The organism is Catenulispora sp. MAP12-49, from assembly GCF_041262705.1.
Classification (GTDB): Bacteria; Actinomycetota; Actinomycetes; order Streptomycetales; family Catenulisporaceae; genus Catenulispora.
In genome coordinates this window covers 105,592-129,061 of record NZ_JBGCCP010000017.1, presented here as the reverse complement: position 1 = coordinate 129,061, position 23,470 = coordinate 105,592, and the positions used below count along the sequence as shown (strand labels likewise).

22 protein-coding genes are annotated in these 23,470 nt (G+C 71.3%); 18 read left to right on the top strand and 4 right to left on the bottom strand.

Annotation, left to right across the window (positions count from 1 at the left end):
* The first annotated feature begins 324 nt into the window (after positions 1 to 324).
* From pyrR to ABIA35_RS28065, 9 genes are all read left to right on the top strand, one after another.
* Complete coding sequence (gene pyrR, locus ABIA35_RS28105) at positions 325 to 915, top strand: bifunctional pyr operon transcriptional regulator/uracil phosphoribosyltransferase PyrR (RefSeq protein WP_370341739.1); 591 nt, start codon at positions 325 to 327, stop codon at positions 913 to 915.
* Positions 912 to 1,916: an aspartate carbamoyltransferase catalytic subunit gene (locus ABIA35_RS28100; RefSeq protein ID WP_370341737.1), complete on the top strand. Its 1,005-nt coding sequence runs from the start codon at positions 912 to 914 to the stop codon at positions 1,914 to 1,916. The genes pyrR and ABIA35_RS28100 overlap by 4 nt, the downstream gene beginning before the upstream one ends.
* Positions 1,913 to 3,205, top strand: coding sequence for a dihydroorotase (locus tag ABIA35_RS28095; RefSeq protein ID WP_370341736.1), 1,293 nt, complete (start codon positions 1,913 to 1,915; stop codon positions 3,203 to 3,205). Before ABIA35_RS28100 ends, ABIA35_RS28095 begins: the two co-directional genes overlap by 4 nt.
* Positions 3,202 to 3,774, top strand: coding sequence for a hypothetical protein (locus tag ABIA35_RS28090; RefSeq protein WP_370341735.1), 573 nt, complete (start codon positions 3,202 to 3,204; stop codon positions 3,772 to 3,774). The genes ABIA35_RS28095 and ABIA35_RS28090 overlap by 4 nt, the downstream gene beginning before the upstream one ends.
* Positions 3,771 to 4,919 (top strand): glutamine-hydrolyzing carbamoyl-phosphate synthase small subunit, encoded by a 1,149-nt coding sequence (gene carA, locus ABIA35_RS28085; RefSeq protein WP_370341734.1) that lies wholly within the window; start codon positions 3,771 to 3,773, stop codon positions 4,917 to 4,919. The genes ABIA35_RS28090 and carA overlap by 4 nt, the downstream gene beginning before the upstream one ends.
* 1 nt (position 4,920) lies before the next feature.
* A complete protein-coding gene (carB, locus tag ABIA35_RS28080) occupies positions 4,921 to 8,220 on the top strand; it encodes a carbamoyl-phosphate synthase large subunit (protein WP_370341732.1) in 3,300 nt (1,099 codons plus the stop codon).
* 55 nt (positions 8,221 to 8,275) lie between these two features.
* Positions 8,276 to 9,406 (top strand): quinone-dependent dihydroorotate dehydrogenase, encoded by a 1,131-nt coding sequence (locus ABIA35_RS28075; protein WP_370341731.1) that lies wholly within the window; start codon positions 8,276 to 8,278, stop codon positions 9,404 to 9,406.
* Between the two features lie 26 nt (positions 9,407 to 9,432).
* Positions 9,433 to 10,278 carry an orotidine-5'-phosphate decarboxylase gene (gene pyrF / locus ABIA35_RS28070; RefSeq protein ID WP_370359877.1) on the top strand — a complete coding sequence of 282 codons (846 nt, stop codon included), beginning with the start codon at positions 9,433 to 9,435 and terminating at the stop codon, positions 10,276 to 10,278.
* 64 nt (positions 10,279 to 10,342) lie between these two features.
* Positions 10,343 to 11,224 carry an aminoglycoside phosphotransferase family protein gene (locus tag ABIA35_RS28065; protein WP_370341864.1) on the top strand — a complete coding sequence of 294 codons (882 nt, stop codon included), beginning with the start codon at positions 10,343 to 10,345 and terminating at the stop codon, positions 11,222 to 11,224.
* Positions 11,225 to 11,257: 33 nt separating this feature from the next.
* On the opposite strand, the gene ABIA35_RS28060 is transcribed toward ABIA35_RS28065, so the two are convergent.
* Both ABIA35_RS28060 and ABIA35_RS28055 read right to left on the bottom strand, forming a co-directional pair.
* Positions 11,258 to 11,695, bottom strand: a complete 438-nt coding sequence (locus tag ABIA35_RS28060) for an SRPBCC family protein (protein ID WP_370341728.1) — start codon at positions 11,693 to 11,695, stop codon at positions 11,258 to 11,260.
* Positions 11,692 to 12,126, bottom strand: coding sequence for an MmcQ/YjbR family DNA-binding protein (locus ABIA35_RS28055; RefSeq protein WP_370341727.1), 435 nt, complete (start codon positions 12,124 to 12,126; stop codon positions 11,692 to 11,694). Before ABIA35_RS28055 ends, ABIA35_RS28060 begins: the two co-directional genes overlap by 4 nt.
* Positions 12,127 to 12,230: 104 nt before the next feature.
* On the opposite strand from ABIA35_RS28055, the gene ABIA35_RS28050 reads away from it, so the two are divergent.
* Positions 12,231 to 12,875 carry a TetR/AcrR family transcriptional regulator gene (locus ABIA35_RS28050; RefSeq protein WP_370341726.1) on the top strand — a complete coding sequence of 215 codons (645 nt, stop codon included), beginning with the start codon at positions 12,231 to 12,233 and terminating at the stop codon, positions 12,873 to 12,875.
* Between the two features lie 54 nt (positions 12,876 to 12,929).
* On the opposite strand, the gene ABIA35_RS28045 is transcribed toward ABIA35_RS28050, so the two are convergent.
* Positions 12,930 to 13,421: a dCMP deaminase gene (locus tag ABIA35_RS28045; RefSeq protein WP_370359876.1), complete on the bottom strand. Its 492-nt coding sequence runs from the start codon at positions 13,419 to 13,421 to the stop codon at positions 12,930 to 12,932.
* Between the two features lie 162 nt (positions 13,422 to 13,583).
* Here ABIA35_RS28045 and ABIA35_RS28040 point away from each other — a divergent pair, with 162 nt between their 5' ends.
* Complete coding sequence (locus ABIA35_RS28040; RefSeq protein ID WP_370341724.1) at positions 13,584 to 14,246, top strand: HAD family hydrolase; 663 nt, start codon at positions 13,584 to 13,586, stop codon at positions 14,244 to 14,246.
* Between the two features lie 190 nt (positions 14,247 to 14,436).
* Here the strand turns inward: ABIA35_RS28040 and ABIA35_RS28035 are convergent, their stop codons facing one another.
* Entirely contained in the window at positions 14,437 to 15,414 is a 978-nt protein-coding gene (locus ABIA35_RS28035; protein ID WP_370359875.1) for a RecB family exonuclease, read from the bottom strand.
* A 114-nt stretch (positions 15,415 to 15,528) separates the two neighbouring features.
* Here ABIA35_RS28035 and ABIA35_RS28030 point away from each other — a divergent pair, with 114 nt between their 5' ends.
* From ABIA35_RS28030 to ABIA35_RS28000, 7 genes are all read left to right on the top strand, one after another.
* Complete coding sequence (locus tag ABIA35_RS28030; protein ID WP_370359874.1) at positions 15,529 to 16,800, top strand: site-2 protease family protein; 1,272 nt, start codon at positions 15,529 to 15,531, stop codon at positions 16,798 to 16,800.
* A 73-nt stretch (positions 16,801 to 16,873) separates the two neighbouring features.
* Entirely contained in the window at positions 16,874 to 17,902 is a 1,029-nt protein-coding gene (locus ABIA35_RS28025) for a tRNA (adenine-N1)-methyltransferase (protein WP_370359873.1), read from the top strand.
* Between the two features lie 163 nt (positions 17,903 to 18,065).
* Positions 18,066 to 19,022, top strand: coding sequence for a carbohydrate ABC transporter permease (locus tag ABIA35_RS28020; RefSeq protein WP_370341719.1), 957 nt, complete (start codon positions 18,066 to 18,068; stop codon positions 19,020 to 19,022).
* A 103-nt stretch (positions 19,023 to 19,125) separates the two neighbouring features.
* Positions 19,126 to 20,469 (top strand): extracellular solute-binding protein, encoded by a 1,344-nt coding sequence (locus ABIA35_RS28015; protein ID WP_370341717.1) that lies wholly within the window; start codon positions 19,126 to 19,128, stop codon positions 20,467 to 20,469.
* Positions 20,466 to 21,338, top strand: a complete 873-nt coding sequence (locus ABIA35_RS28010) for a carbohydrate ABC transporter permease (protein WP_370341716.1) — start codon at positions 20,466 to 20,468, stop codon at positions 21,336 to 21,338. Before ABIA35_RS28015 ends, ABIA35_RS28010 begins: the two co-directional genes overlap by 4 nt.
* Complete coding sequence (locus ABIA35_RS28005) at positions 21,331 to 22,080, top strand: HAD family hydrolase (RefSeq protein WP_370341715.1); 750 nt, start codon at positions 21,331 to 21,333, stop codon at positions 22,078 to 22,080. Before ABIA35_RS28010 ends, ABIA35_RS28005 begins: the two co-directional genes overlap by 8 nt.
* A gap of 19 nt (positions 22,081 to 22,099) precedes the next feature.
* Complete coding sequence (locus ABIA35_RS28000; protein ID WP_370359872.1) at positions 22,100 to 23,392, top strand: MBL fold metallo-hydrolase; 1,293 nt, start codon at positions 22,100 to 22,102, stop codon at positions 23,390 to 23,392.
* Positions 23,393 to 23,470: the final 78 nt, after the last annotated feature.

Here is a 23,470-nt window from a genome sequence, read left to right as displayed (position 1 = left end):
ATAGACACAACTGCGGCCTCACGCGTTCCCCTCGCCACACGGCTTGGCCCAGTTCAGCGGATCGGCAGTTTTCTCGAATGACCCGTTGGTGACTTAGCGTGACGGTACGCGCAGCTGTCATTCTGCGCAAGTCCCGTCGTTGTCAAGAACACCGGTGACTGCCGGGTGGTCTGGTCCAATCAGCTTATGTCACTCAGAGCAGTGCTCCGCACTCGGATGGCGGAGCGCTCTTGACGATCATGCGTGATCGTCCTGGTAGAGTCGTCGCCGACCGAGTCCTTTAACGATCTGTCCCGTGAGGCAGAGAAGGGGGTCCGCATTTTCATGCCCGAAAAGCACAGCCCTGCGCCCGCGATACCGCAGGGTGCGCGGTCGGTTCTTGACGAGGCCGACATCTCCCGGGCGTTGACCCGGATAGCGCATGAGATCCTCGAACGCGCCAAGGGCGCCGAGGACGTCATGCTGCTGGGGATCCCCACCCGCGGCGCCACGCTCGCCAAGCGCCTGGCCGCCCGCATCGCCGACGTCGAGGGCACCACCGTCCCGGTCGGCTTCCTGGACGTCACCATGTACCGCGACGACCTGCGGATGAAGCCGGCCCGCGCGCTGGAGCGCACCGAGATCCCCGACGAGGGGGTCGACGGCCGCCTGATCGTCCTGGTGGACGACGTCCTGTACTCCGGCCGGACCATCCGCGCCGCGCTGGACGCCCTGAACGACATCGGCCGCCCGCGCGCCGTGCAGCTGGCGGTCCTGGTCGACCGCGGCCACCGCGAGCTGCCGATCCGCGCCGACTACGTCGGCAAGAACCTGCCGACCTCCCAGCGCGAGAGCGTGAAGGTCCGGCTGCGCGAGCACGACGGTGTGCAGCATGATGCCGTCTACCTGGGGATTGAGAGCGAGACGGCTATATGAAGCGCCACCTGTTGTCCACCGCCGACCTCTCCCGCGACGACGCGGTGCTGATCCTGGACACCGCCGAGGAGATCGCCCGGCTGGCGGCCCGCCCGATCAAGAAGCTGCCGACGCTGCGCGGCCGCACCGTGGTGAACCTCTTCTTCGAGGACTCCACCCGCACCCGCACCTCCTTCGAGGTCGCCGCCAAGCGGCTGAGCGCCGATGTGATCAACTTCTCGGCCAAGGGCTCCAGCGTCTCCAAGGGCGAGTCGCTGAAGGACACCGCGCTCACCCTGGAGGCCATGGGCGCCGACGCGGTCGTGGTGCGGCACAGCGCCTCCGGCGCCGCCTACCGGCTGGCCAACGCCGGCTGGAGCTCCAGCCACGTGGTCAACGCCGGCGACGGCACCCACGAGCACCCCACGCAGGCCCTGCTGGACGCCTTCACCATGCGCCGCCACCTCGGCGGCTTCGAGGGCCGCCGGGTCACCGTGGTCGGCGACGTCCTGCACTCCCGGGTCGCGCGCTCCAACGTGCACCTGCTGGCCACCCTCGGCGCGCGCGTGACGCTGGTCGCCCCGCCGACGCTGCTCCCGATGGGCGTGGAGAGCTGGCCCTGCGAGGTCTCCTACGACCTGGACGCGGCCGTCCCGGGCAGCGACGCGATCATGATGCTGCGGGTCCAGCGCGAGCGGATGAACGGCGGCTTCTTCCCCACGCAGCGCGAGTACAGCCGCCGCTACGGCCTGGACGCGCAGCGCATGGCCAAGCTGCCGGACAAGGCGATCGTCATGCACCCCGGGCCGATGGTCCGCGGCATGGAGATCTCCGCCGAGGTCGCCGACTCCGACCGCTCGGTGATCGTCGAGCAGGTCGCCAACGGGGTCAGCGTCCGGATGGCCGTGCTGTACCTGCTGCTGAGCGGGAGCGAGTCGGCGATCGGCAGCGACGAGGGCCAGAGCCAGAACCAGAGCCAGCAGCAGAACCCGCACACCGAACCGAAGGGCGCCGCCGCGTGAGCACCACCTACCTGATCAAGAACGCGAGCGTCCTGGGCGGCGACCCGCAGGACCTGCTCCTGCGCGACGGCATCATCGCCGAGGCCGGAGCCCTGGGCCCGGTCGCCGGCACCGTCGTGATCGACGCCGGCGGCCTGATCGTGCTGCCGGGCCTGGTGGATCTGCACACCCACCTGCGCGAGCCGGGCCGCGAGGACGCCGAGACCGTCGACACCGGGACCCGGGCCGCCGCGCTCGGCGGCTTCACCGCGGTGCACGCCATGGCCAACACCGACCCGGTCGCCGACACCGCCGGCGTGGTCGAGCAGGTCTGGCGCCTGGGCCGCGAGGCCGGGCACTGCGACGTGTTCCCGGTCGGCGCGGTCACCGTGGGCCTGGCCGGCGAGCGGCTGGCCGAGCTCGGCGCGATGGCCGACTCCGCGGCCCGGGTCCGGGTCTTCTCCGACGACGGCAAGTGCGTCTCCGACGCCAACCTGATGCGGCGCGCGCTGGAGTACGTGAAGGCCTTCGACGGCGTGATCGCGCAGCACGCGCAGGAGCCGCAGCTGACGCAGGGCGCGCAGATGAACGAGGGCGAGCTGTCCGGGGTCCTGGGCCTGACCGGCTGGCCGGCGGTGGCCGAGGAGGCGATCATCGCCCGCGACATCCTGCTGGCCGCGCACACCAAGTCCCGGCTGCACGTCTGCCACGTCTCCACGGCCGGCTCGGTGGAGCTGATCCGCTGGGCCAAGTCCAAGGGCTGGCCGGTGACCGCCGAGGTCACCCCGCACCACCTGATCCTGACCGAGGACCTGGTCAAGAGCTACGACCCGATCTACAAGGTCAACCCGCCGCTGCGCACCGCCGCGGACGTCGAGGCGCTGCGGGCCGGCCTGGCCGACGGCACCATCGACGCCGTGGCCACCGACCACGCCCCGCACCCGCACGAGGACAAGGACTGCGAGTGGGCCGCGGCTGCCATGGGCATGCTGGGCCTGGAGACCGCGCTGTCCGTCGTGCAGCAGACCATGGTCGACAGCGGCCTGATGAGCTGGGCGGAGGTCGCCGACCGGATGTCGGTGCGGCCGGCGGCCATCGGCCAGGTCGACGACCGGCACGGCCGCCCGATCGCGATCGGCGAGCCGGCGAACCTGGTCCTGGTGGACCCGAAGGCCAAGCGCACCGTGGACCGCACCGCGCTGGCCTCGCTGTCGCAGAACACCCCGTATCAGGGGATGGAGCTGCCCGGGGCGGTCGTCGCGACGTTCCTGCGGGGGACCGCCACCGTGCTCGATGGGAAGCTCGCATGAACAACCGGTTCCTGATCCACCCCGTCCTGGCCTCCGGCGAGCACTCCGCGCCGGTCACGCACATCGGCCAGCGGATCCTCTGGACGATCGTCACGCTGGCCGCCATGGGCGGCATCTACCTGCTGATGTGGCGGGGCTGGAAGAAGCGCCAGGCCCGGCAGTCCGATCTGCTGCCGCTGAACGAGATCCCCGAAGGGGTCTTCTCCGGCGAGGGCGGCTTCGAGGCGGTCTACGTGTCCACCACCTCCGAGGGCGACTGGCTGGACCGCATCGCGGTGCAGGGCCTGGGCGAGCGCAGCAACGCGCAGGTCCACATCGCCGAGGCCGGCGTGCTGATCGACCGCGAGCCGACCGCGGTCTTCATCCCGGCCGCCGCGGTCCGGGGCGTCCGCCTGGCCTCCGGGATGGCCGGAAAGTATCTGAGGGACGAAGGCCTGGTGGTGATCACGTGGCAGCACGGTGACCGCACCCTGGACACCGGCGTCGACCCCCGCCACGGGACTGATGGACTGATGCGGGCCCTGGAGGCCTACTTCGCAGTCAGCGCTACAGAAAGGCCGTCCGCATGAACAACCGACCCCCGGCGATCCTGGTTCTGGAGGACGGACGGACCTTCCGCGGCGATGCCTACGGCGCGATCGGCGAGACCTTCGGCGAGGCCGTTTTCACCACCGGCATGACCGGTTACCAGGAGACCCTGACCGACCCCTCCTACCACCGGCAGGTCGTCGTGATGACGGCCCCGCACATCGGCAACACCGGCGTCAACGACGAGGACCCGGAGTCCCGGCAGATCTGGGTCGCCGGCTACGTGGTCCGCGACCCCAGCCGGGTGGCCTCGAACTGGCGCTCCCAGCGCACGCTGGACGAGGAGCTCGCCGCGCAGGGCATCGTCGGCATCTCCGGCGTCGACACCCGCGCCATCACCCGCCACCTGCGCGAGCGCGGCGCGATGCGCTGCGGCGTGTTCTCCGGCGAGGCGGCCGCGCAGGACCCGAAGACGCTGGCCGACAAGGTCAAGGCGAGCCCGGAGATGGCCGGCGCGGACCTGGTGGGCGACGTCAGCACCAAGCAGGGCTACGTGGTCGAGCCGATCGGCGAGCACAAGTTCACCGTCGCCGCCTACGACCTCGGCATCAAGTCCATGACACCGCACCGGATGGCCGAGCGCGGCGCCCGGGTGCACGTGCTGTCGGCCTCGGCGACCCTGGAGGACGTCCTGGCGCTGGAGCCGGACGGCTTCTTCATGAGCAACGGCCCCGGCGACCCGGAGACCACCGAGGAGACGATGGTCCCCATCGTGCAGGCGGTCCTGGACCGGAAGATCCCGGTCTTCGGGATCTGCTTCGGCAACCAGATCCTGGGCCGGGCCTTCGGCTTCGGCACCTACAAGCTCAAGTACGGGCACCGCGGCATCAACCAGCCGGTGCAGGACCGCGCGACCGGCAAGGTCGAGGTCACCGCGCACAACCACGGGTTCGCCGTGGACGCGCCGCTGGACAAGGTCTCGGACACCAAGTACGGCCGGGTCGAGGTCAGCCACGTCTGCCTGAACGACGACGTGGTCGAGGGCCTGAAGGCCCTGGACGTCCCGGCGTTCAGCGTGCAGTACCACCCGGAAGCGGCGGCAGGCCCGCACGATGCGGCTTACCTGTTCGATCGATTCGCGGATCTCATGGCCGAGACCAAGAACAAGCAGAAGAGCGAGGCCTGAGATGCCGAAGCGTGAAGATCTGAAGTCCGTCCTGGTCGTCGGCTCCGGCCCGATCGTCATCGGCCAGGCCGCCGAGTTCGACTACTCCGGCACCCAGGCCTGCCGCGTGCTGCGCAGCGAGGGCCTGCGGGTCATCCTGGTGAACTCCAACCCGGCGACGATCATGACCGACCCGGAGGTGGCCGACGCGACCTACGTCGAGCCGATCACCCCGGAGTTCGTCGAGAAGATCATCGCCAAGGAGCGCCCGGACGCTCTGCTGCCGACCCTGGGCGGCCAGACCGCGCTGAACACCGCGGTCGCGCTGGCCGAGAACGGAGTCCTGGACAAGTACAACGTCGAGCTCATCGGCGCCAACATCGCCGCGATCCAGTCCGGCGAGGACCGCGAGAAGTTCAAGCGGATCGTCGAGAGGATCGGCGCGGAGTCCGCGCGCTCGGTGATCTGCCACTCCATGGACGACTGCCTGGCCGGGGTCGACGAGCTCGGCGGCTACCCGGTCGTGGTCCGGCCCTCCTTCACCATGGGCGGTGCCGGTTCCGGCTTCGCGCACGACGAGGCCGAGCTGCGCCGCATCGCCGGCACGGGCCTGGCGCTCTCGCCGACCACCGAGGTGCTCCTGGAGGAGTCCATCCTCGGCTGGAAGGAGTACGAGCTGGAGCTGATGCGCGACAAGAACGACAACGTCGTCGTGGTCTGCTCCATCGAGAACTTCGACCCGATGGGCGTGCACACCGGCGACTCGATCACCGTCGCGCCGGCGATGACGCTCACCGACCGGGAGTACCAGGAGCTGCGCGACATCGGCATCGCGGTGATCCGCGCGGTCGGCGTCGACACCGGCGGCTGCAACATCCAGTTCGCGGTGAACCCGGCCGACGGCCGGATCATCGTGATCGAGATGAACCCGCGGGTCTCGCGCTCCTCGGCGCTGGCCTCCAAGGCCACCGGCTTCCCGATCGCCAAGATCGCCGCGCGCCTGGCCGTCGGCTACACCCTGGACGAGATCCCGAACGACATCACCCGGGAGACCCCGGCGTCCTTCGAGCCGGCCCTGGACTACGTCGTGGTGAAGGTGCCGCGGTTCGCCTTCGAGAAGTTCCCGGCCGCCGACAGCACCCTGACCACCACCATGAAGTCGGTCGGCGAGGCCATGGCCATCGGCCGCTCCTTCCCCGAGGCGCTGCAGAAGGCGCTGCGCTCGCTGGAGAAGAAGGGCTCGGAGTTCACCTGGGTCGGCCCGGTCCGCGACAAGGCGACCGTGCTCGCCGAGGCGGCGCGCCCGACCGACGGCCGGATCAACCTGCTGGTGGAGGCCTACCGGGCCGGTGCCTCGATCTCCGAGCTGCACGAGTCCACCAAGATCGACCCCTGGTTCCTGGACCAGGTGCTGCTCGTCCACGAGACGGCCTGCGAGCTGCGCGACGCCGAGCGCCTGTCGCCGGAGCTGCTGCACCGGGTCAAGCGGACCGGCTTCTCCGACAAGCAGATCGCCGACATCCGCAACCTCACCGAGTCGGTGGTCCGCGAGCTGCGGCACTCCCTGGGCGTGCGGCCGGTGTACAAGACCGTCGACACCTGCGCCGCCGAGTTCGCCGCGAAGACCCCGTACCACTACTCGTCCTACGACGAGGAGACCGAGGTCGAGCCGCGCGACAAGGCCGCGGTGATCATCCTGGGCTCGGGGCCCAACCGGATCGGGCAGGGCATCGAGTTCGACTACTCCTGCGTGCACGCCAGCTTCGCGCTGCGGGACGCGGGCTATGAGACCGTGATGGTCAACTGCAACCCCGAGACCGTCTCCACCGACTACGACACCTCCGACCGGCTCTACTTCGAGCCGCTGACGTTGGAGGACGTGCTGGAGATCGTGGACGCCGAGCGGAGCGCCGGCCCGGTGGCCGGGGTCATCGTGCAGCTGGGCGGCCAGACCCCGCTGGGGCTGGCGCAGTCCCTGAAGGACGCCGGCGTGCCGGTGGTCGGCACCTCCCCGGAGGCCATCCACCTGGCCGAGGACCGCGGCGCCTTCGGGCGGGTGCTGGCCGAGGCGGGCCTGCCGGCCCCCAAGCACGGCACCGCGTTCTCCTTCGCCGAGGCCAAGGCCATCGCCGACGAGATCGGCTACCCGGTGCTGGTCCGGCCCTCCTACGTGCTGGGCGGCCGGGGCATGGAGATCGTCTACGACGAGGCCATGCTGCACGACTACATCGACCGCGCCACCCAGATCTCCCCGGAGCACCCGGTGCTGGTCGACCGGTTCCTGGACGACGCGATCGAGATCGACGTGGACGCGCTGTTCGACGGCGAGGAGCTCTACCTCGGCGGCGTGATGGAGCACATCGAGGAGGCCGGCATCCACTCCGGCGACTCGGCGTGCGCGCTGCCGCCGATCACCCTGGGCGGCCACGACATCAAGCGGCTGCGCGCCTCCACCGAGGCGATCGCCCGCGGCGTCGGGGTGCGGGGCCTGATCAACATCCAGTACGCGCTGGCCGGCGACATCCTGTACGTGCTGGAGGCCAACCCGCGCGCCTCGCGCACGGTGCCGTTCGTGGCCAAGGCCACCGCGGTGCCGCTGGCCAAGGCCGCGGCCCGGATCGGCATGGGCGCCACGGTCGCCGAACTGCGCGCCGAGGGGCTGCTGCCGAAGGAGGGCGACGGCGGCACGCTGCCGTCCGACTCGCCGATCTCGGTCAAGGAAGCGGTCATGCCGTGGTCCCGGTTCCGGACCCCGGACGGCCAGGGCGTGGACGTCATCCTGGGCCCGGAGATGCGCTCGACCGGCGAGGTCATGGGCATCGACGCGGACTTCGGCAAGGCCTTCGCCAAGTCCCAGGCCGGCGCCTACGGCTCGCTGCCGCTGAAGGGCCGGGCGTTCGTCTCGGTGGCCAACCGCGACAAGCGCTCGATGGTGTTCCCGGTCAAGGCGCTGCACGACCTGGGCTTCGAGATCCTGGCCACCGACGGCACGGCCGACGTGCTGCGCCGCAACGGGATCCCGGCGACCACGGTGCGCAAGCTGTCGCAGGGGACCGGCCCGAACGGCGAGCCGACGATCGTGCAGATGATCGTCGACGGCGCGATCGACCTGATCATCAACACCCCCTTCGGGGTCGGCCCGCGGCTGGACGGCTACGAGATCCGGACCGCGGCGGTGCAGGCCGGCAAGCCGTGCATCACCACGGTCCAGGGCTTCGCGGCGGCCGTGCACGGCATCGAGGCGCTGCAGCGCGGCGAGATCGGCATCGGCTCGCTGCAGGAGTACGCGGACAAGATCAACGCCTCGCGCGCCGAGGGCTGAGAAGCCCCGGCTCCGCGAGACGATGATCATGTCCCACTGAGAAAGGCGCCTGGTGATGCGGATCTATCCGAAACTGTTCAACCTGGTGTTCCGCCGGATGGACGCCGAGCAGGCGCACCACCTCGGATTCGGCACGATCAAGGCCGTCGGCGCCCTGCCGGCGGGCGTCGGCCTGGCGCTGCTGGAGCGGCTGTTCCCGGCCCATGACGCGGTCCTGAAGCAGACCGTGTTCGGGGTCGGGTTCCCGGCGCCGTTCGGCCTGGCCGCCGGCTTCGACAAGAACGCCGAGGGCATCGACGCCCTGGCCGCCCTGGGCTTCGGCTCGGTGGAGATCGGCACGGTCACCGGCCAGGGCCAGCCCGGCAACGAACAGCCCCGGCTGGCCCGGCTGATCGCCGATCGCGCCGTGGTGAACCGCATGGGCTTCAACAACGGCGGCGCCGAGGAGGTCGCGCGCCGGCTCAAGCGCCGCGTGGCCAAGCCCGAGCGCTGGGACAAGGTCCCGCCGGTGGTCGGCGTCAACATCGGCAAGACGAAGATCGTGCCGGAGGACGAGGCCGCGACCGACTACGTGGTGTCGACCAGGCTGCTGGCGCCGTACGCAGACTACCTGGTGGTCAACGTGTCCTCGCCGAACACCCCGGGCCTGCGCAACCTGCAGGCCGTCGAGGTGCTGCGGCCGCTGCTCAAGGCGGTGCGCGCGGCGGCCGACGAGGCGGTGCCGGGCCGGCACGTCCCGCTGCTGGTGAAGATCGCCCCGGACCTGGCCGACGCGGACGTCGACGCGGTCGCCGACCTGGCCCTGGAGCTGCGCCTGGACGGCATCATCGCGACCAACACCACGATCGGCCGCGAGGGGCTGAAGTCCTCCGAGGAGAAGATCACGGCCGCCGGCGGCGGCGGTCTGTCGGGCGCGCCGCTGAAGGCCCGCTCGCTGGAGGTGCTGCGCCGCCTGCGCTCGCGCACCGACGGCCGGCTGGCCCTGGTCTCGGTCGGCGGCGTGGAGACCGTCAACGACGCCTGGCAGCGCCTGGTCGCCGGCGCCGACCTGGTCCAGGGCTACACCGGGTTCATCTATGAGGGGCCGGCCTGGGCCTCCCGGATCAACCGCGGGATCGCCGCCAGGGTGCGGGCCGGCGGTTACACGAGCCTGCGCGACGCCGTCGAGGCGGCCCGCGTTTCTTAGACCCCATATATAAGAGGAGAGTTGTCATGGCTGTACGACCGGATTCTCCCTTCGGCGCCCGCTTGCGGACTGCTCTGGACGAGCGGGGCCCGCTGTGCGCCGGGATCGACCCGCACACCGCGCTGCTGGCCCAGTGGGACCTCAGCGACGACGTCGCGGGGCTGGAGCGCTTCGCGTACACGGTGGTCGAGGCGCTGGCCGACCGGGTCGCCGCGCTCAAGCCGCAGTCGGCCTTCTTCGAGCGCTACGGCAGCCGCGGCATCGCGGTCCTGGAGCGCGTCGTCGACGACGCCCGCTCGGCCGGCACCGTGCTGATCATGGACGCCAAGCGCGGCGACATCGGCTCCACGGTCGCGGCCTACGCCGACGCCTACCTGGTGCCGTCCTCCCCGCTGTTCTCCGACGCGCTGACCGCGAACCCCTACCTGGGCTTCGGCTCCCTGGAGCCGCTCTACGCGGCCGCGGAGAAGAACAACGCGGGCGTCTTCGTCCTCGGCCTGACCTCGAACCCCGAGGGCTCCCAGGTCCAGGGCGCGACCGGCGCCTCGGGCCGCACCGTCGCGGAGGAGATGATCACCGCCGCGGCCGTCCGCAACGCCGGCGCCTCCCCGATGGGCCCGATCGGCGTGGTGGTCGGCGGCACCGTCGAGACCCCGGACTTCGACCTGGCGCAGCTCAATGGCGCCTACCTGGTCCCCGGCGTCGGCGCCCAGGGCGCGACCCCGGCGGACGTGCGCCGGATCTTCGGCGCCGGCGCCCACAACGTGGTGCCCTCGAACAGCCGCGAGATCCTGCGGGGCGGCCCGTCGATCGCCGGGCTGCGCGACGCGGCGGCGCGGGCCGTGGACGAGCTGCGGGGGATGCTGGACTAGCTGTTCACGCGCCGAAATCCGGTGTTCGGCGCGGGCGCCCGCATGCGAGACTGCCGCGATGCGGATGCACACCGGCCAGTTGACCGTGTCAGAACCCGTCGTCCGCGGGCTCGTCGGCGAGCAGTTCCCGCAGTGGCGCGAACTGCCCGTCACCGAGATCGCCTCGCCGGGCACGGTCAACGCCATCTTCCGCATCGGCGACGGCCTTGCCGCGCGCTTCCCCCTCAAGGACGGGGAGCCTGACGGCATCCGCCGCCGGCTCGAGGCCGAAGCCGAGGCGGCCCGCGAGCTGGCGGGCAGCACCCGCTTCCCCGTCCCCGAGCCGGTCGCGATCGGCGAACCGGGCGCCGGGTATCCGCTGCCGTGGTCGGTCCAGACCTGGCTTCCCGGGGTCACCGCCACCGACGACGACCCGGGTGCCTCCGTCGCGTTCGCCCGCGACCTGGCCGAGTTCATCGGCGGCGTCCGCACGCTGGACACCCGGGGCCGCACCTTCGGCGGTTCGGGCCGCGGCGGCGACCTGCGTTCGCACGACGCGTGGATGGCGACCTGCTTCGAGCGCAGCGAGCACCTGCTCGACGTGCCCCGGCTGCGCCGTCTCTGGGCTGAGCTCCGCGAGCTGCCCCGCACCGACGCCGAACGGATGACCCACGGCGACCTGATCCCCGGCAACGTCCTGGTCGCCGGCGGGCGCCTGGCCGGCGTCCTCGACACCGGCGGGCTGGGCGCGGCCGACCCGGCCCTGGACCTTGTCGCCGTCTGGCACCTGCTGGAGCCCGGACCCCGCGAGGTGCTGCGCGAAGTCCTGGGCTGCGACGACCTGCAGTGGCAGCGCGGCCGGGCCTGGGCGTTCCAGCAGGCGATGGGCCTGGTCTGGTACTACCTCGACAGCAACCCGACGATGAGCCGGATGGGCCGGCGCACCCTGGACCGCGTCATCGGCTGATGCGCTACTCCGCCGCCTCAAGAACCGTCTGCCTCAAGAATCGTCTGCCTCAAGAATCCGCTTGAGGCGGCCGAGCGAGACCTTGAAGAACAACCGCGTCGTCGGCCCGATCACCAGCCACCCGATCCGGCCCAGCACCCCCAGCGGCAGGTCGACGTCCTCCCACCAGGTCACCCGGCACCCGGCCGCGCCCCGTGGCGTCACCTCGAATCCGCCGGTGCCGCGCACCACGTGCCCGGTGTGGCGCACCGTGCAGCTGCGCGGCGGCTCCCATTCGGTGACCGTCATCGTGTCCAGGAACCCGACCGGCCCGATCCCGGTGAAGCCCTCCAGGCTGCCGCCGACGGCGCTCGCCGTCCCGCGCACCTTGGTCGCGACCATCCACGCGCCCTGCGACTCCCAGTCGGACAGCGTCTCCCAGGCCCGCTCGGCCGAGGCCGCGACGTCCACCGACACCCTCAGCTCAGTCACGACGCGCCGCCGACGACTCGGGCTGCCAAAGGACTCGGGCCGCCAACGACTCGGGCTGCCAACGTCTTCGGCGCCACCTTGCGGTAGGCGTCGCGCACGATGTCCTCGACGTCCTCCCAGTCCGGGTCGCCGTCCAGGTTCACGCCGAGCCAGCCCCGCACGCCGACGTACGGCGGCCGGTAGAAGGTGTCCGGGTCCTGCTCCATCCGCAGCTCCTGCACTCCCTCCGGGGCCGGGCACCAGAAGCCCAGGCGCTCGCCGTGGTGGTGATCGCAGAACATCACGAGCGTGCGCTTGCCGCGGATGAACCACGTCGGCTCGCCATGGCTCTCGCGCTCCTCGACCTCGGGCAGGGCCAGGCAGATGGCGCGGAGGCGTTCCAGCGCGGCCGTCGCTGGGGCATCTTTTCCGGCCTTCTGTTCGGGCGTCATGTCACCATCCTCACGGTTCGCACTGACAAGGTCGAGTCGCGCGGGGTCGAGCCGTGTTGAGCGCGCGCTCAACGAACCCTTGTGCGATCCGGTAGCGTCGCGGCATGACCTCCGACACCCGGGACCGCCTGCTGCAGGGGACGATCGACGCCCTGCGGACCCAGGGCATAGCCGGGGTGTCGGCCCGCACCATCGCCGCGGCCGCCGGGGTGAACCAGGCGCTGGTGTTCTACCACTTCGGCAGCGTCGACGAGCTGCTCGCCGTGGCCGCCGTCTGGTCGACCGAGCAGCAGGTCGCCGAGTACCGGGAGCCGTTCGAGCGGGTGCGCTCGCTGCGGGAGCTGCAACGCGTGGGGCGTGACCTGCACAAGCGGGAGAGCGCGGCGGGGAACGTCACGGTCCTGGGACAGATGCTCGCCGGGGCGCAGACGAACCCGGCCTTCGCGACGGCCACGCGCGACGCGCTGGCGCTGTGGACCGTGGAGATCGAGCGGGTCCTGAACCGGGTGCTGGCGGACTCGCCGCTCGGGGAGGTGGCCGACGTGCCGGGGCTGGCGCGCGCGGTGGCGGCCTCGTTCATCGGGATGGAGCTGCTGGCCGCCGTCGACCCGGAGGGCGACAAGGCGGCGTTCCGCGCCCTGGACCAGCTCGGGGCGCTGCTGGAGTACCTGGACGACCTGGGGCCGGCCGCGCGGGTGGCGGCGCGGCGCGCGGTGCGGACCGCCGTGCGGCGGTCGGTGCGCGCTTAGGGCGGCGGCGCGTGGAGCGGGGCCGCCCCGGCTCGATCGGGGCCGGCTGCCGCCTCAGCCCTCGCCGAACAGGTGCGCGTTCGCGCTCTTGACCAGCGGCGCGAACTCCGGGAACTCGACGACCTCGATCCCGGCCTCGCGCAGCAGTTCGGCGCCCTGGCAGTCCTCGACCAGCAGCGAGGGCTCGCGCCAGGCGAACACCACGCGCCGGATGCCGGACTCGATGATCAACCGCGTGCAGCAGGCCGGCCGGGACTTGCGGATCGAGCACGGCTCCAGCGAGGAGTAGATGGTCGCGCCGGGCAGCCGCGGGTGGTTGGGGACCAGGCGCGCCAAGGCCGACTCCTCGGCGTGGACGTGCTCGTCGGTGTCCCGGGACCAGCCGCGGGCCAGTTCGCGGTCGTCGGCGTCGACGATCAGCGCCCCGACGTTGAACGCGCGCGGCGTCGGCGGGCAGCGCCAGGCGAGGTCGACTGCGGTGCTGAGCCATTCGCGGTCTTCCCCGCGGGTGCGGGCGGAGGCAGATGAGGCGTCGATGGTGGTCACTTTCCCAAGTCCTCGGTTCTGATCGGGTCCGGGGGGACGGCACCGGTTGTGGTCACAAGTCCCAACAGTAGTCGCGCTGAGCCGCCGATTCTCGGGTTCGCCGCCAAGCCGGGCGCTCGAACGGGCGATGGACGCGGGCCGCGCATTGGTATCTTGATCGCCATGCCCAGCCCCATACAGCCGGCCGCCGTCTTCTTCGACATGGACGGCCTGCTCATCGACTCCGAGCCCACCTGGTTCCAGGCCGAGCAGGACATGCTCGCCGGCTACGGGTTCACCCTCGGCCCCGAGCACTACCCGCACGTCCTGGGCAAGCCGATAGAGGTCTCGACCGCCTACCTGCTGGACCTCACCGGCCACCCGGTCAGCGCGGAGCAGTTCGCCGACGGCATCGAGGAGGCGATGGTCGAGCGTCTGCGCGACGGCGTCCCGATGATGCCCGGCGCGAAGGACCTCCTGGTGGAGCTCGAGACCGCGGGCCTGCCCCTGGCCCTGGTCTCGGCGTCCTCCCGCCGCATCGTGGACGCCTGCCTGCCGCTGATCGGCCCGGAGCACTTCCGCGTCACCGTCTCCGGCGACGACGTGGAGCACAGCAAGCCCAACCCGGACCCGTACCTGCTGGCCGCCAGCCTCCTGGGCGTCGACCCGGCGGACTGCGTGGTCCTGGAGGACTCCCCGACCGGCGCCGCCGCCGGCCACGCCGCAGGCTGCCGCGTGATCGCGGTGCCGCACGCGGCGCCGGTGCCCGAGCGCGAGCGGGTGACGGTGGTGGATTCGCTCCGGCGAGTGAATCTGGCCTTCCTGCACGGATTGTTCGACGAGTAGACGTCGGACGAGAGATAACTGGCCCATGGGGGACGACGAGGGCATAGGCACCGGCGACATCCTCGACGACACGGTCGGCCGAAACCGGCGCTTCCGAGTGGGAACGGGATGGCTGGACCGAGGCTGCGAGCCGGAATGCTTCGGCGCGGCGCCCGCCCCGATACCGGCCGAGCGCTTGCATCCCGCCGAATCAGCCTTCTTCCCCGCCCGCCTCGCTCGTCGTCGTCGCCGCCCGCCCCCGCTGCCCGGGCACCGCATCCGAAGCCTCGACCACCTGCACCGGCGGCAGCACTGGCGGTGTGCCGCCGTACTCCGGGCACAGCGCCTTGTGGTCGCACCAGTCGCATAGGCGTGAGGGGTTCGGGCGCCACTCGCCGCGCTCGGCGGCGGCGCGGATCGCGCTCCAGAGGGCGGCGACCTTGCGTTCGGTGGCGCGGAGGTCGGATTCGTCGGGGTCGTAGGTGACGATCTGGCTCTGTCCGCCCAGGTACATCAGCTGGAGGCGGCGGGGGACCACGCCGCGGGTCTTCCACAGGACCAGGGCGTAGAACTTCATCTGGAACAGCGCCTTGCCCTCGAAGGCCGGGCCCGGGGCGCGTCCGGTTTTGTAGTCGACCACGCGGAGCGCGCCGTCGGGGGCCACGTCTAGGCGGTCGACGAAGCCGCGCAGCAGGAGTCCGTCGGCTACGCGGGTGTGGACGAACAGTTCGCGCTCGGCCGGCTCCAGGCGGTTCGGGTCCTCCAGGTGGAAGTAGCGCTCCAGCAGGTCCACCGCGCCGGCCAGCCAGGCCTCGTCGCCGCCGGCCTCCTCGGCCAGCGCTTTGAGCTCCGGGTCGGCCTGGACCATGCGCTCCCATTCGGGGGGCAGCATGCTGGAGGCCGAGGTCGGGGTGCGCTGGCCGGTCGGCAGGTCGAAGAGGTGCTCCAGGACGGCGTGGACCAGGGTGCCGCGGGTGGCCGCCGCGCTCTTGCGCTCCGGGAGCTTGTCGATGACGCGGAAGCGGAACAGCAGCGGGCAGGTCATGAAGTCCGATGCGCGCGAGGGTGACAGCGCCATCGGGAGCGTCACGGTCGCCGTTGTCGTTGCCGCTGTCGCCGCTGCCTCCGTCGTCCCCGCCGCCGTCACCGTCACAGGGCTCGTCGTCACCGCTGCGTCCATCGCGTCCATGGGCCTCGACCCTACTCGGCGGTACCGACATCCCCGGCGCCGGGCACGCCGTGTGATGAGATCGCCCGCGCGGTGAGTGGTCTTGCAAGTTCGCCTGCGCATAGAGTCGAAGACGTGGCGGAAGACGAGGGCAGGCAGAGCACCGGTGGTGGTGGCTCCGAGGGCGACGGCGGCGGATCCGGCCGCAATTCGATCCTCCGCGGCCCCGGCCTGCGCCTGGGGCGGCCGTTCGGCATCCCGCTGTACGTCTCGCCGTCGTGGTTCGTGGTCGCCGCTTTCATCACGGTCCTGCTGGCCCCGCAGTCCGGGGACGTCTCCGACCCGAACAACGACTTCGGTAACGAGCTCGGCGGCTGGCGCTTCGTCCTGTCCCTGGCCTACGCCATCTTCCTCTACGCCTCCGTCGTGGTCCACGAGCTCGCGCACTCCGCCCTGGCCAAGCGCCTGGGCCTGCCGGTGCGCCGTATCGTCATCCACTTCCTCGGCGGCGTCTCGGAGATCGAGAAGGAGTCCGACGCGCCCGGCAAGGCGTTCTGGATCGCCTTCGTCGGCCCGCTGACCTCCGCCGCGCTGGCCGGCATCGGATTCGCGGTCTACCAGGTCATCCCGCACGACGACACGGTCAGCCTGGGCCAGAAGGTCGCCGCCACCCTGGTCTTCGGCTTCTGGGCCTCCAACATGCTGGTGGCGCTGTTCAACCTGCTGCCGGGCCTGCCCCTGGACGGCGGCCAGATGCTGCGCGCCGCGGTCTGGAAGGCCACCGGCCGGTCGATGGCCGGCACCGTCGCCGCCGCCTGGGCCGGCCGGGTCCTGGCGATCGCGGTCTTCGTCGTGATGAACCTGCTCTACGCCCGCGGCGGCAGCATCCAGCCCTTCGGCCTGGGCCTGGCGGTCTTCATGGCCATGTTCATCTGGTTCGGCGCCACCCAGGCCCTGGTCGTGGCCAAGCTCCGGGAGCGCATCCCGGGCCTGTCGGCGCGCAAGATGACCCGCCGCGCGATCAGCGTCGAGGCCCGCACCCCGCTGGCCGAGGCGCTGCGGCGGGCGCACGAGGTGAACGCCCGCGGCATCGTGCTGGTGGACGGCAACGAGAAGCCCACCGGCCTGGTCAACGAGGCCCAGGTGATCGCCACCCCCGAGCAGCGCCGGCCGTGGATCGAGGCCGGCGACGTGGCGCGGCCGCTGGCGGAGAACCTGATAGTGGCCGCCGACCTGACCGGCGAGGCCCTGCTGGACGTGCTGCGGGCCAACCCGGCGCCGGAGTACCTGGTCGTCGAGGCGGGCGGGGAGATCGTCGGGGTGCTGGCGGCCTCCGACGTGCAGGCGGCGTTCCTGGGCAAGCCGCCGAGCCCGCCGCCGGCGGCGCAGCGGCGGATGCCGGTCTAGCACCGGTCTGGCACCGGCCCGGCACTGAACCGGGGCGGTCTGGGGGTACCAGCAGCGCCGGTAGGCTGAAGGGATGGACAGCACGCCCTCGACGCCCTCCGCCGAGCCCTCTGAGCCCGCTGAGCCCTCTGAGCTCTCCGAGCCCACCGGCGCCGACCACCGCCGCGGCCCCTTCAAGCCCGGCGACCAGGTTCAGCTCACCGACGCCAAGGGGCGGATGAGCACCATCACCCTGCAGGCGGGCAAGCAGTACCACACGCACAAGGGCTCCTTCGATCACGACGAGCTCATCGGCTCGCCCGAGGGCGTGGTCGTGAAGACCTCCGGCGGCAACGAGTACCTGGCGCTGCGCCCGCTGCTGTCCGACTTCGTGCTGTCGATGCCGCGCGGCGCGGCCGTGGTCTACCCCAAGGACGCCGGGCAGATCGTGCAGATGGCCGACATCTTCCCCGGGGCCCGGGTGGTCGAGGCCGGCGTCGGCTCCGGCGCGCTGACCTGCTCGCTGCTGCGGGCCGTCGGGGACTCCGGCAGCGTGCACTCCTTCGAGCGCCGCGAGGAGTTCGCCGAGATCGCGGCGAAGAACGTGCGCTCCTTCTTCGGCGCCGAGCACCCGGCGTGGGAGCTGACGATCGGCGACCTGGCCGAGAAGCTGGCCGACGAGGAGGTCGACCGCGTCGTGCTGGACATGCTGGCGCCGTGGGACTGCGTGGACGCGGTCGCCAAGTCGCTGGTGCCCGGCGGAGTGCTCGTCTGCTACGTCGCGACCACCACCCAGCTCTCGCGGACCGTGGAGACCCTGCGCACGCACGGCGCGTTCACCGAGCCGCAGCCGTGGGAGTCGATGGTGCGCGGCTGGCACGTGGAGGGCCTGGCGGTGCGGCCGGACCACCGGATGATCGGCCACACCGGCTTCCTGGTGACCGCGCGCCGGCTGGCCGACGGCGTCACCCCGCCTGTGCGCCGCCGCCGGCCGTCCAAGGGCGCCTACGCCGCCGACTACCTCGCCGAGGGCGCGACGCCGGCGGCCGGGAGCGCCGCCGACCCCGAGTTCAACGAGGACGGCACGGTGACCTCCTCCGTGGCGCGCCGCGTGCTGCCCTAGCCGTCCTGATCCCGCGCGGGCGCGGAAGGTCGGCCGGTCTTCCTGGTTAGGGACTGGCCAACATTCCAGGACACCACAAGATCGCGAATATAAGAAGCCTTGTAGTCATCTGTTCATCGAAACGTCGCGGGAACGCAACCCGGACCCGCGACAGTTTCGTGCCGTGACCGCAACGACCGAGGCCGGCAAGGCCCTCGCCGCACCGCCCGGCCCGGCCCGCCGACAGCGCGCCCGCGACTTCCGCGCCACGCGCTGGGGCTGGGCGTACTCGGCTCCTGCCGTGCTGGTGTTCCTGGCCTTCGTGATCGTCCCGACCGGGTACACGTTCTACGTCTCGCTGTGGAAGTGGAACGCGCTGAACCCGGCGCTGTCCAAGTTCAAGGGGCTGGGCAACTACTCGCGGATGTTCGACGCCACCCAGCCCACGTTCCTGACCAGCCTGGGGCACTCGCTGTACTTCACCGGCGCGATGGTGATCGGCGGGACCGCGATCTCGCTGGGCCTGGCCCTGCTGCTGCAGCGCGGCGGCGCGCTGCTGAACGGCACCCGGGTGGCGCTCTTCCTGCCGCACGCCACGCCGGTCATCGCCACCTCGATGATCTGGACCTGGATCTTCAACTACAAGTTCGGCCTGGCCGACTGGGTCCTGCACAGCCTGCACCTGCCGACCTCGCAGTGGCTTCAGTCCTCCTCCTCGGCGATGCCCGCGGTGGTCGTCTACAGCCTGTGGCACGAGGTCGGCTTCACCACCGTGGTGTTCCTCGGCGGGCTGGCCACGCTGTCCAACGAGCTGTCCGAGGCCGCGCGCGTGGACGGCTGCTCGGCCTGGCAGGAGTTCTGGCACGTCACCTGGCACCAGCTCAAGCCGGTCACCGTGTTCGTCATCGCCATCACCGCGATCACCTCGCTGCAGGCCTTCACGCAGTTCTACCAGCTGGCCAACGGCGGCCCGGCCTACGCCACCACGACCCTGAGCTACCTGGTCTACCAGGAGGCCTTCGTCTTCAGCGACACCGGCTACGGCGCGGCGCTGGCCGTGGTCCTGTTCGCCGTCACCGTCTTCTTCACCCTCGTCCGGCGCCGCACCGCGGCCGGCGGCGAGTCGCACGCTCTCGTCTGAACACGCTCTCGTCTGAATCTGAATCTGAATCTGAATCTGGTTCTGGTTCTGAATCTGAATCCGCACTGCCACCCACCCCTCGAAATCGGGAGACAGAACACCCATGCGTAAGCGCATAACCGCGGCCGCGGGCCTGGCCGTCCTCGCCTTGACCGCCACCGCCTGTGCCGGCGGCGGGACCTCCACGCCGAAGTCCAGCGGCGGCACCTCCGCCAAGAGCTCCGGCTCCGGCACCGAGCTCGCGGTGCCCACCGGCCCGGTGACCATCACCTTCGAGGAGGCGATGACCATCGGCACCCTGAAGCCGGCGATGGAGAAGCTGGTCTCGGACTTCCAGGCGAAGTACCCGAACATCACCGTCAAGCTCCAGGGCGACCCGGACTACGGGACGATGTACACCAAGGAGAAGGCCGAGGTGCAGGCCGGGAACGCCCCGACCCTGGGCCAGGCCTACGAGAGCTGGGCCTCCTACTTCAATTCCGCCGGCAAGCTGGTCCCGATCAGCGACCTGGCCGGCACCGACACCCCGGCCGAGATGTCCACGTTCTACAAGGGCATCCAGACCGACATGAAGCTGCCGGACGGCAAGACCTGGATGTGGCCGTTCAACAAGAGCGTGCTGGTCCTGTTCGAGAACTCCGACATGCTGGCCAAGGACGGCCAGAGCGAGCCCAAGACCTGGGACGACTACGCCACCGTCATGAAGGCGGTCTCCAAGGACGGCGTCACCGGCTCCACCATCGACCCCGGCTCGGCCACCGGCGCCGCCTACGGCACCCAGTGGTTCGAGATCCTCTCCGAGGCCGACGGCGCCAAGCTCTACGACGCCGACGGCACCCCGCACCTGAGCGACCCCGGCGCCGTCAAGGCCCTGCAGTACATGCAGGACCTGAAGAACGCCAACGCCCTGGCGACCGGCAAGAACTACCCCGGCGAGACCGCGCTGGGCGCCCAGAAGGGCGCGTTCGACATCTCCTCGGCGGCCGGCTACGGCTTCGAGAACAAGACCGTCGGCGGCAAGTTCAAGCTCGGCATCACGGCGCTGCCCTCCGGCCCGGCCGGCGCGGTCAACGAGCTGACCGGCACCAACATCGTGATGTTCACCGGCGCCACCGCCGACCAGAAGGCCGCCGCCTGGGCCTTCCTGAAGTTCATCGACAGCCCCGCCGAGCAGGCCGGGTGGTCCGCCACCTCCGGCTACCTGCCGGTGACCAGCCAGGCCCTGAGCGACCCGGTGATGCAGGACTTCGTGGCCAAGAACCCGTACGTGACCGCCGCGGTCTCCGAGCTCGACACCGCCTTCACGCTGCCCGGCTTCGACTGGATCTTCAAGTGCCAGGGCTATGAGGCCACCGCGATCCAGGAGGTGCTGGAGAACGGCAAGCAGCCCTCTGACGCGCTGAACACCGCGCAGACCGCGTGCACCGCCGCGAAGGCGCAGGGGTGAGCAAGAACACGGCATCCCGCGGCATGGCGGGGTCGAGCCGCGCCGGGCGTTACGCCCGGCGCGCGCTCGCCGTCGCCGTCGGCGTGGCCTTCGTCTTCCCGTTCTACTGGACGGTGGTCATCTCGCTGGGGCACCCCGGCGAGTTCAGCAGCTTCCCGCCGGTGCTGGTGCCGCACTGGGACTGGTCGAACTGGTCCCGGGCCTGGCACTCGGCGCCGTGGGTCCGCCTGTTCGGGAACACGATCCTGATCGCCTCCTGCACCGTGGTCCTGTGCCTGGTCACCTCGCTGCTGGCCGGCTTCGCCTTCGGGGTGCTGCGCTTCCCGGGCCGCAAGGTGCTGACCCTGGTGGTCCTGTCCGTGCTGATGATGCCCGGCACGGTGCTGATCATTCCGGACTACGTGCTGGCCAACGACCTGCACCTGCTGAACACCTACTGGATCCAGATCATCCCGTGGGGCGCCAGCGTCTTCGGGATCTTCCTGGTCCGGCAGTTCTTCCTGACCATGCCGGCCGAGATCCTGGACGCAGCGGCGCTGGACGGCGCCTCGCGGCTGCGCTTCCTGCGCTCGATCGGCGTGCCGATGGTACGCCCGGCGCTGGTCATCGTGGCCATCAACGTCTTCCTGGGCTCCTGGAACTCGTTCCTGTGGCCGGTGATCATGACGAACTCCAGCATGGACTCCTCGAACACGGTGCAGCCGGTCGAGGTCGGGCTGTCGACCTTCGCCAACGCCGAGGGCACCGACTTCCCGGGCCTGGCCGCCGCGGTCACCTTCACCACGCTGCCGGTCATGGTGTTCTTCCTGCTGTTGCAGCGGCAGTTCATCCGCGGCGCGCTGTCGGCGGCCGGAGGCGTCCGTGGCTGAGCCGGGGATGGGGACGGGGACGCCGGACCGCCGGCCGGTCCTGGTCGTGGACTTCGACGGCACCGTCTACCGCGACGACGGCCCGGTGCGCTTCTACGCCGAGCACGCGGCCGGCAGCCTGCCGAACGAGTGGCGCGGGCGGTTCCTGGACCTGTTCGAGGCCTACCTCGAGCACGGGGTGGCCGCCGCGGACCGGGTCGCCGACGAGGCCGCGGCCGCCGTGCTGCGCAGCTCGGTGGACGCCTGGGGCGCGGCGGCGGGCCTGGCGGCGCTGTCCGGCGTGGGCACCGCGGCCACCGAGGAGGCGTTCCTGGCCAGCCGGCAGTACATGCTGACCGCCGACTGCCGGGTCACGGCGGTCCCGGCGCTGGTCGAGGCGTTCGAGAAGCTGCGCGGCCAGGCACGGATCGTGCTGGCCACCAACAGCCCGGCCGGAGGGCTCGCGCCGCTGCTGGCCAAGCTCGGGGTCACCGGCCTGTTCGAGGAGGTCGTCTCCGGAGCGAACAAACCCGAGGGACTGCGGCGCTGGATCGCCGCGGAGCTGGCCCACCGGCCGGCCGTCGAGCTCTTCTCGCTCGGCGACCACTACTTCAACGAGATCGAGCCCGCGATGTCGGTCGGCGCGAGCGCCGGCTACATCGACCGGTTCGGCCGCGCCGACGGCCCCGCGACGCTGAGCGCCGCGACGGTCGAGGACCTCCTGCCCGGGATCGTCTCCTGGGTTCGCGCGCACAATTCATAGGAAGAGAACACATATCTCCATGGCAGCAACCGTCGAGTTCTGGGGCGGGGTCGGCGTCATCGGCTCCAGCAAGATCCTGATCACCGAGGGGGACCACCGCGTCCTGCTCGATTTCGGGCTCGACATCCCCCGCGGCACCGACCTGTTCCGTCCCCCGGTCGTGCCCCGGCCGCACCGCTACCTCGCCGACCGGCTGCGGGTCGGCGCGGCGCCGCGGCTGCCCGGGGTCTACGACCCGGCGATGGTCGAACCGGGGGATCCGCTCGGCGAGGACGGCCCGGCGACGGCGGTGTTCGTCAGCCACGCCCACATCGACCACTGCGGTCTGGTCGGAACCCTCAGGTCCGGAATTGAGGTTCACGCGGCCCCGGAGACCGTCGCCGTGATGCGCGCGCTGACCGCCGCCGGCGACGGCCTGCCCGGCGGCGACCCGGACTGGCGGCCGCTGGCCGACCAGACGCCGGTGGCCTTCGGGCCGCTGACCGTCGAGCGCGTCACCGTCGACCACGACGTGCCCGGGGCCAGCGGATACCTGGTCACCACCTCCGACGGCGTACTGGCCTTCACCGGCGACATCCGCTTCCACGGCCGCGCGCCGGAGCGGGCCTGGCAGCTGGCCGAGCGCGCGGCGGGCTGTGAGATGTTCGTCACAGAGGGTACGGCCCTCGGTCTGCCGGCGTTCCCAGGCCCGGTGCGCACCGAGGACGACGTGGTCCGGGACTTCGCCGCGGTGCTGGAGGAGGCGCGCGGGGACCTGGTGCTGCTCGCGATGTACCCGCGCGACCTGGAGCGGGTCGCGGAGTTCATCGAGGTGGCCGGCGCCGCCGGGCGGCGGATCCTGTGGGGCGACCCGGTCGCGGCGTTCCTGCGCGCGCTGGACGTCCAGGGCGTGGTGGCGTACTCCGAGGTGGGTCTGGAGGAGCTCAAGGCCGATCCCGGCGCCTTCGTCTACCAGCCCGACCTGCGCGACCTGCGCGGCATCCCGGACCTGGCGGACCTGCCGGTGGGGGAGCGGACCGTCTGGCTGCACGCCAACGGGGAGCCGCTGGGGCCGTTCGAGTCCCGCTGGGCGCTGTTCACGGAGTGGCTGGACGTCCTGGGCATCCCGCTGCGCCGGATCGGCTCCTTCGGCCACGCCACGGCCGACGACCTGCACACCCTGGTGCACCGGGTCGCGCCGCGGACCGTGGTGCCGATCCACACGGATGCCCCCGAGCGGCTGCACCCGGTCGGCGGTCCGGTGCGGCTGCTGCCGGTCCTGGCGCGGCGTTATGACCTGGGCGGTCACCCGATCGAGCGGAATTTTTCCTGAGGCGGCAACCTGGACGGCCGGTGAGACGTCTGGGTTAGCGGGCCACGGGGAAGACGGCGATGGAGACAGGTGCCGAGC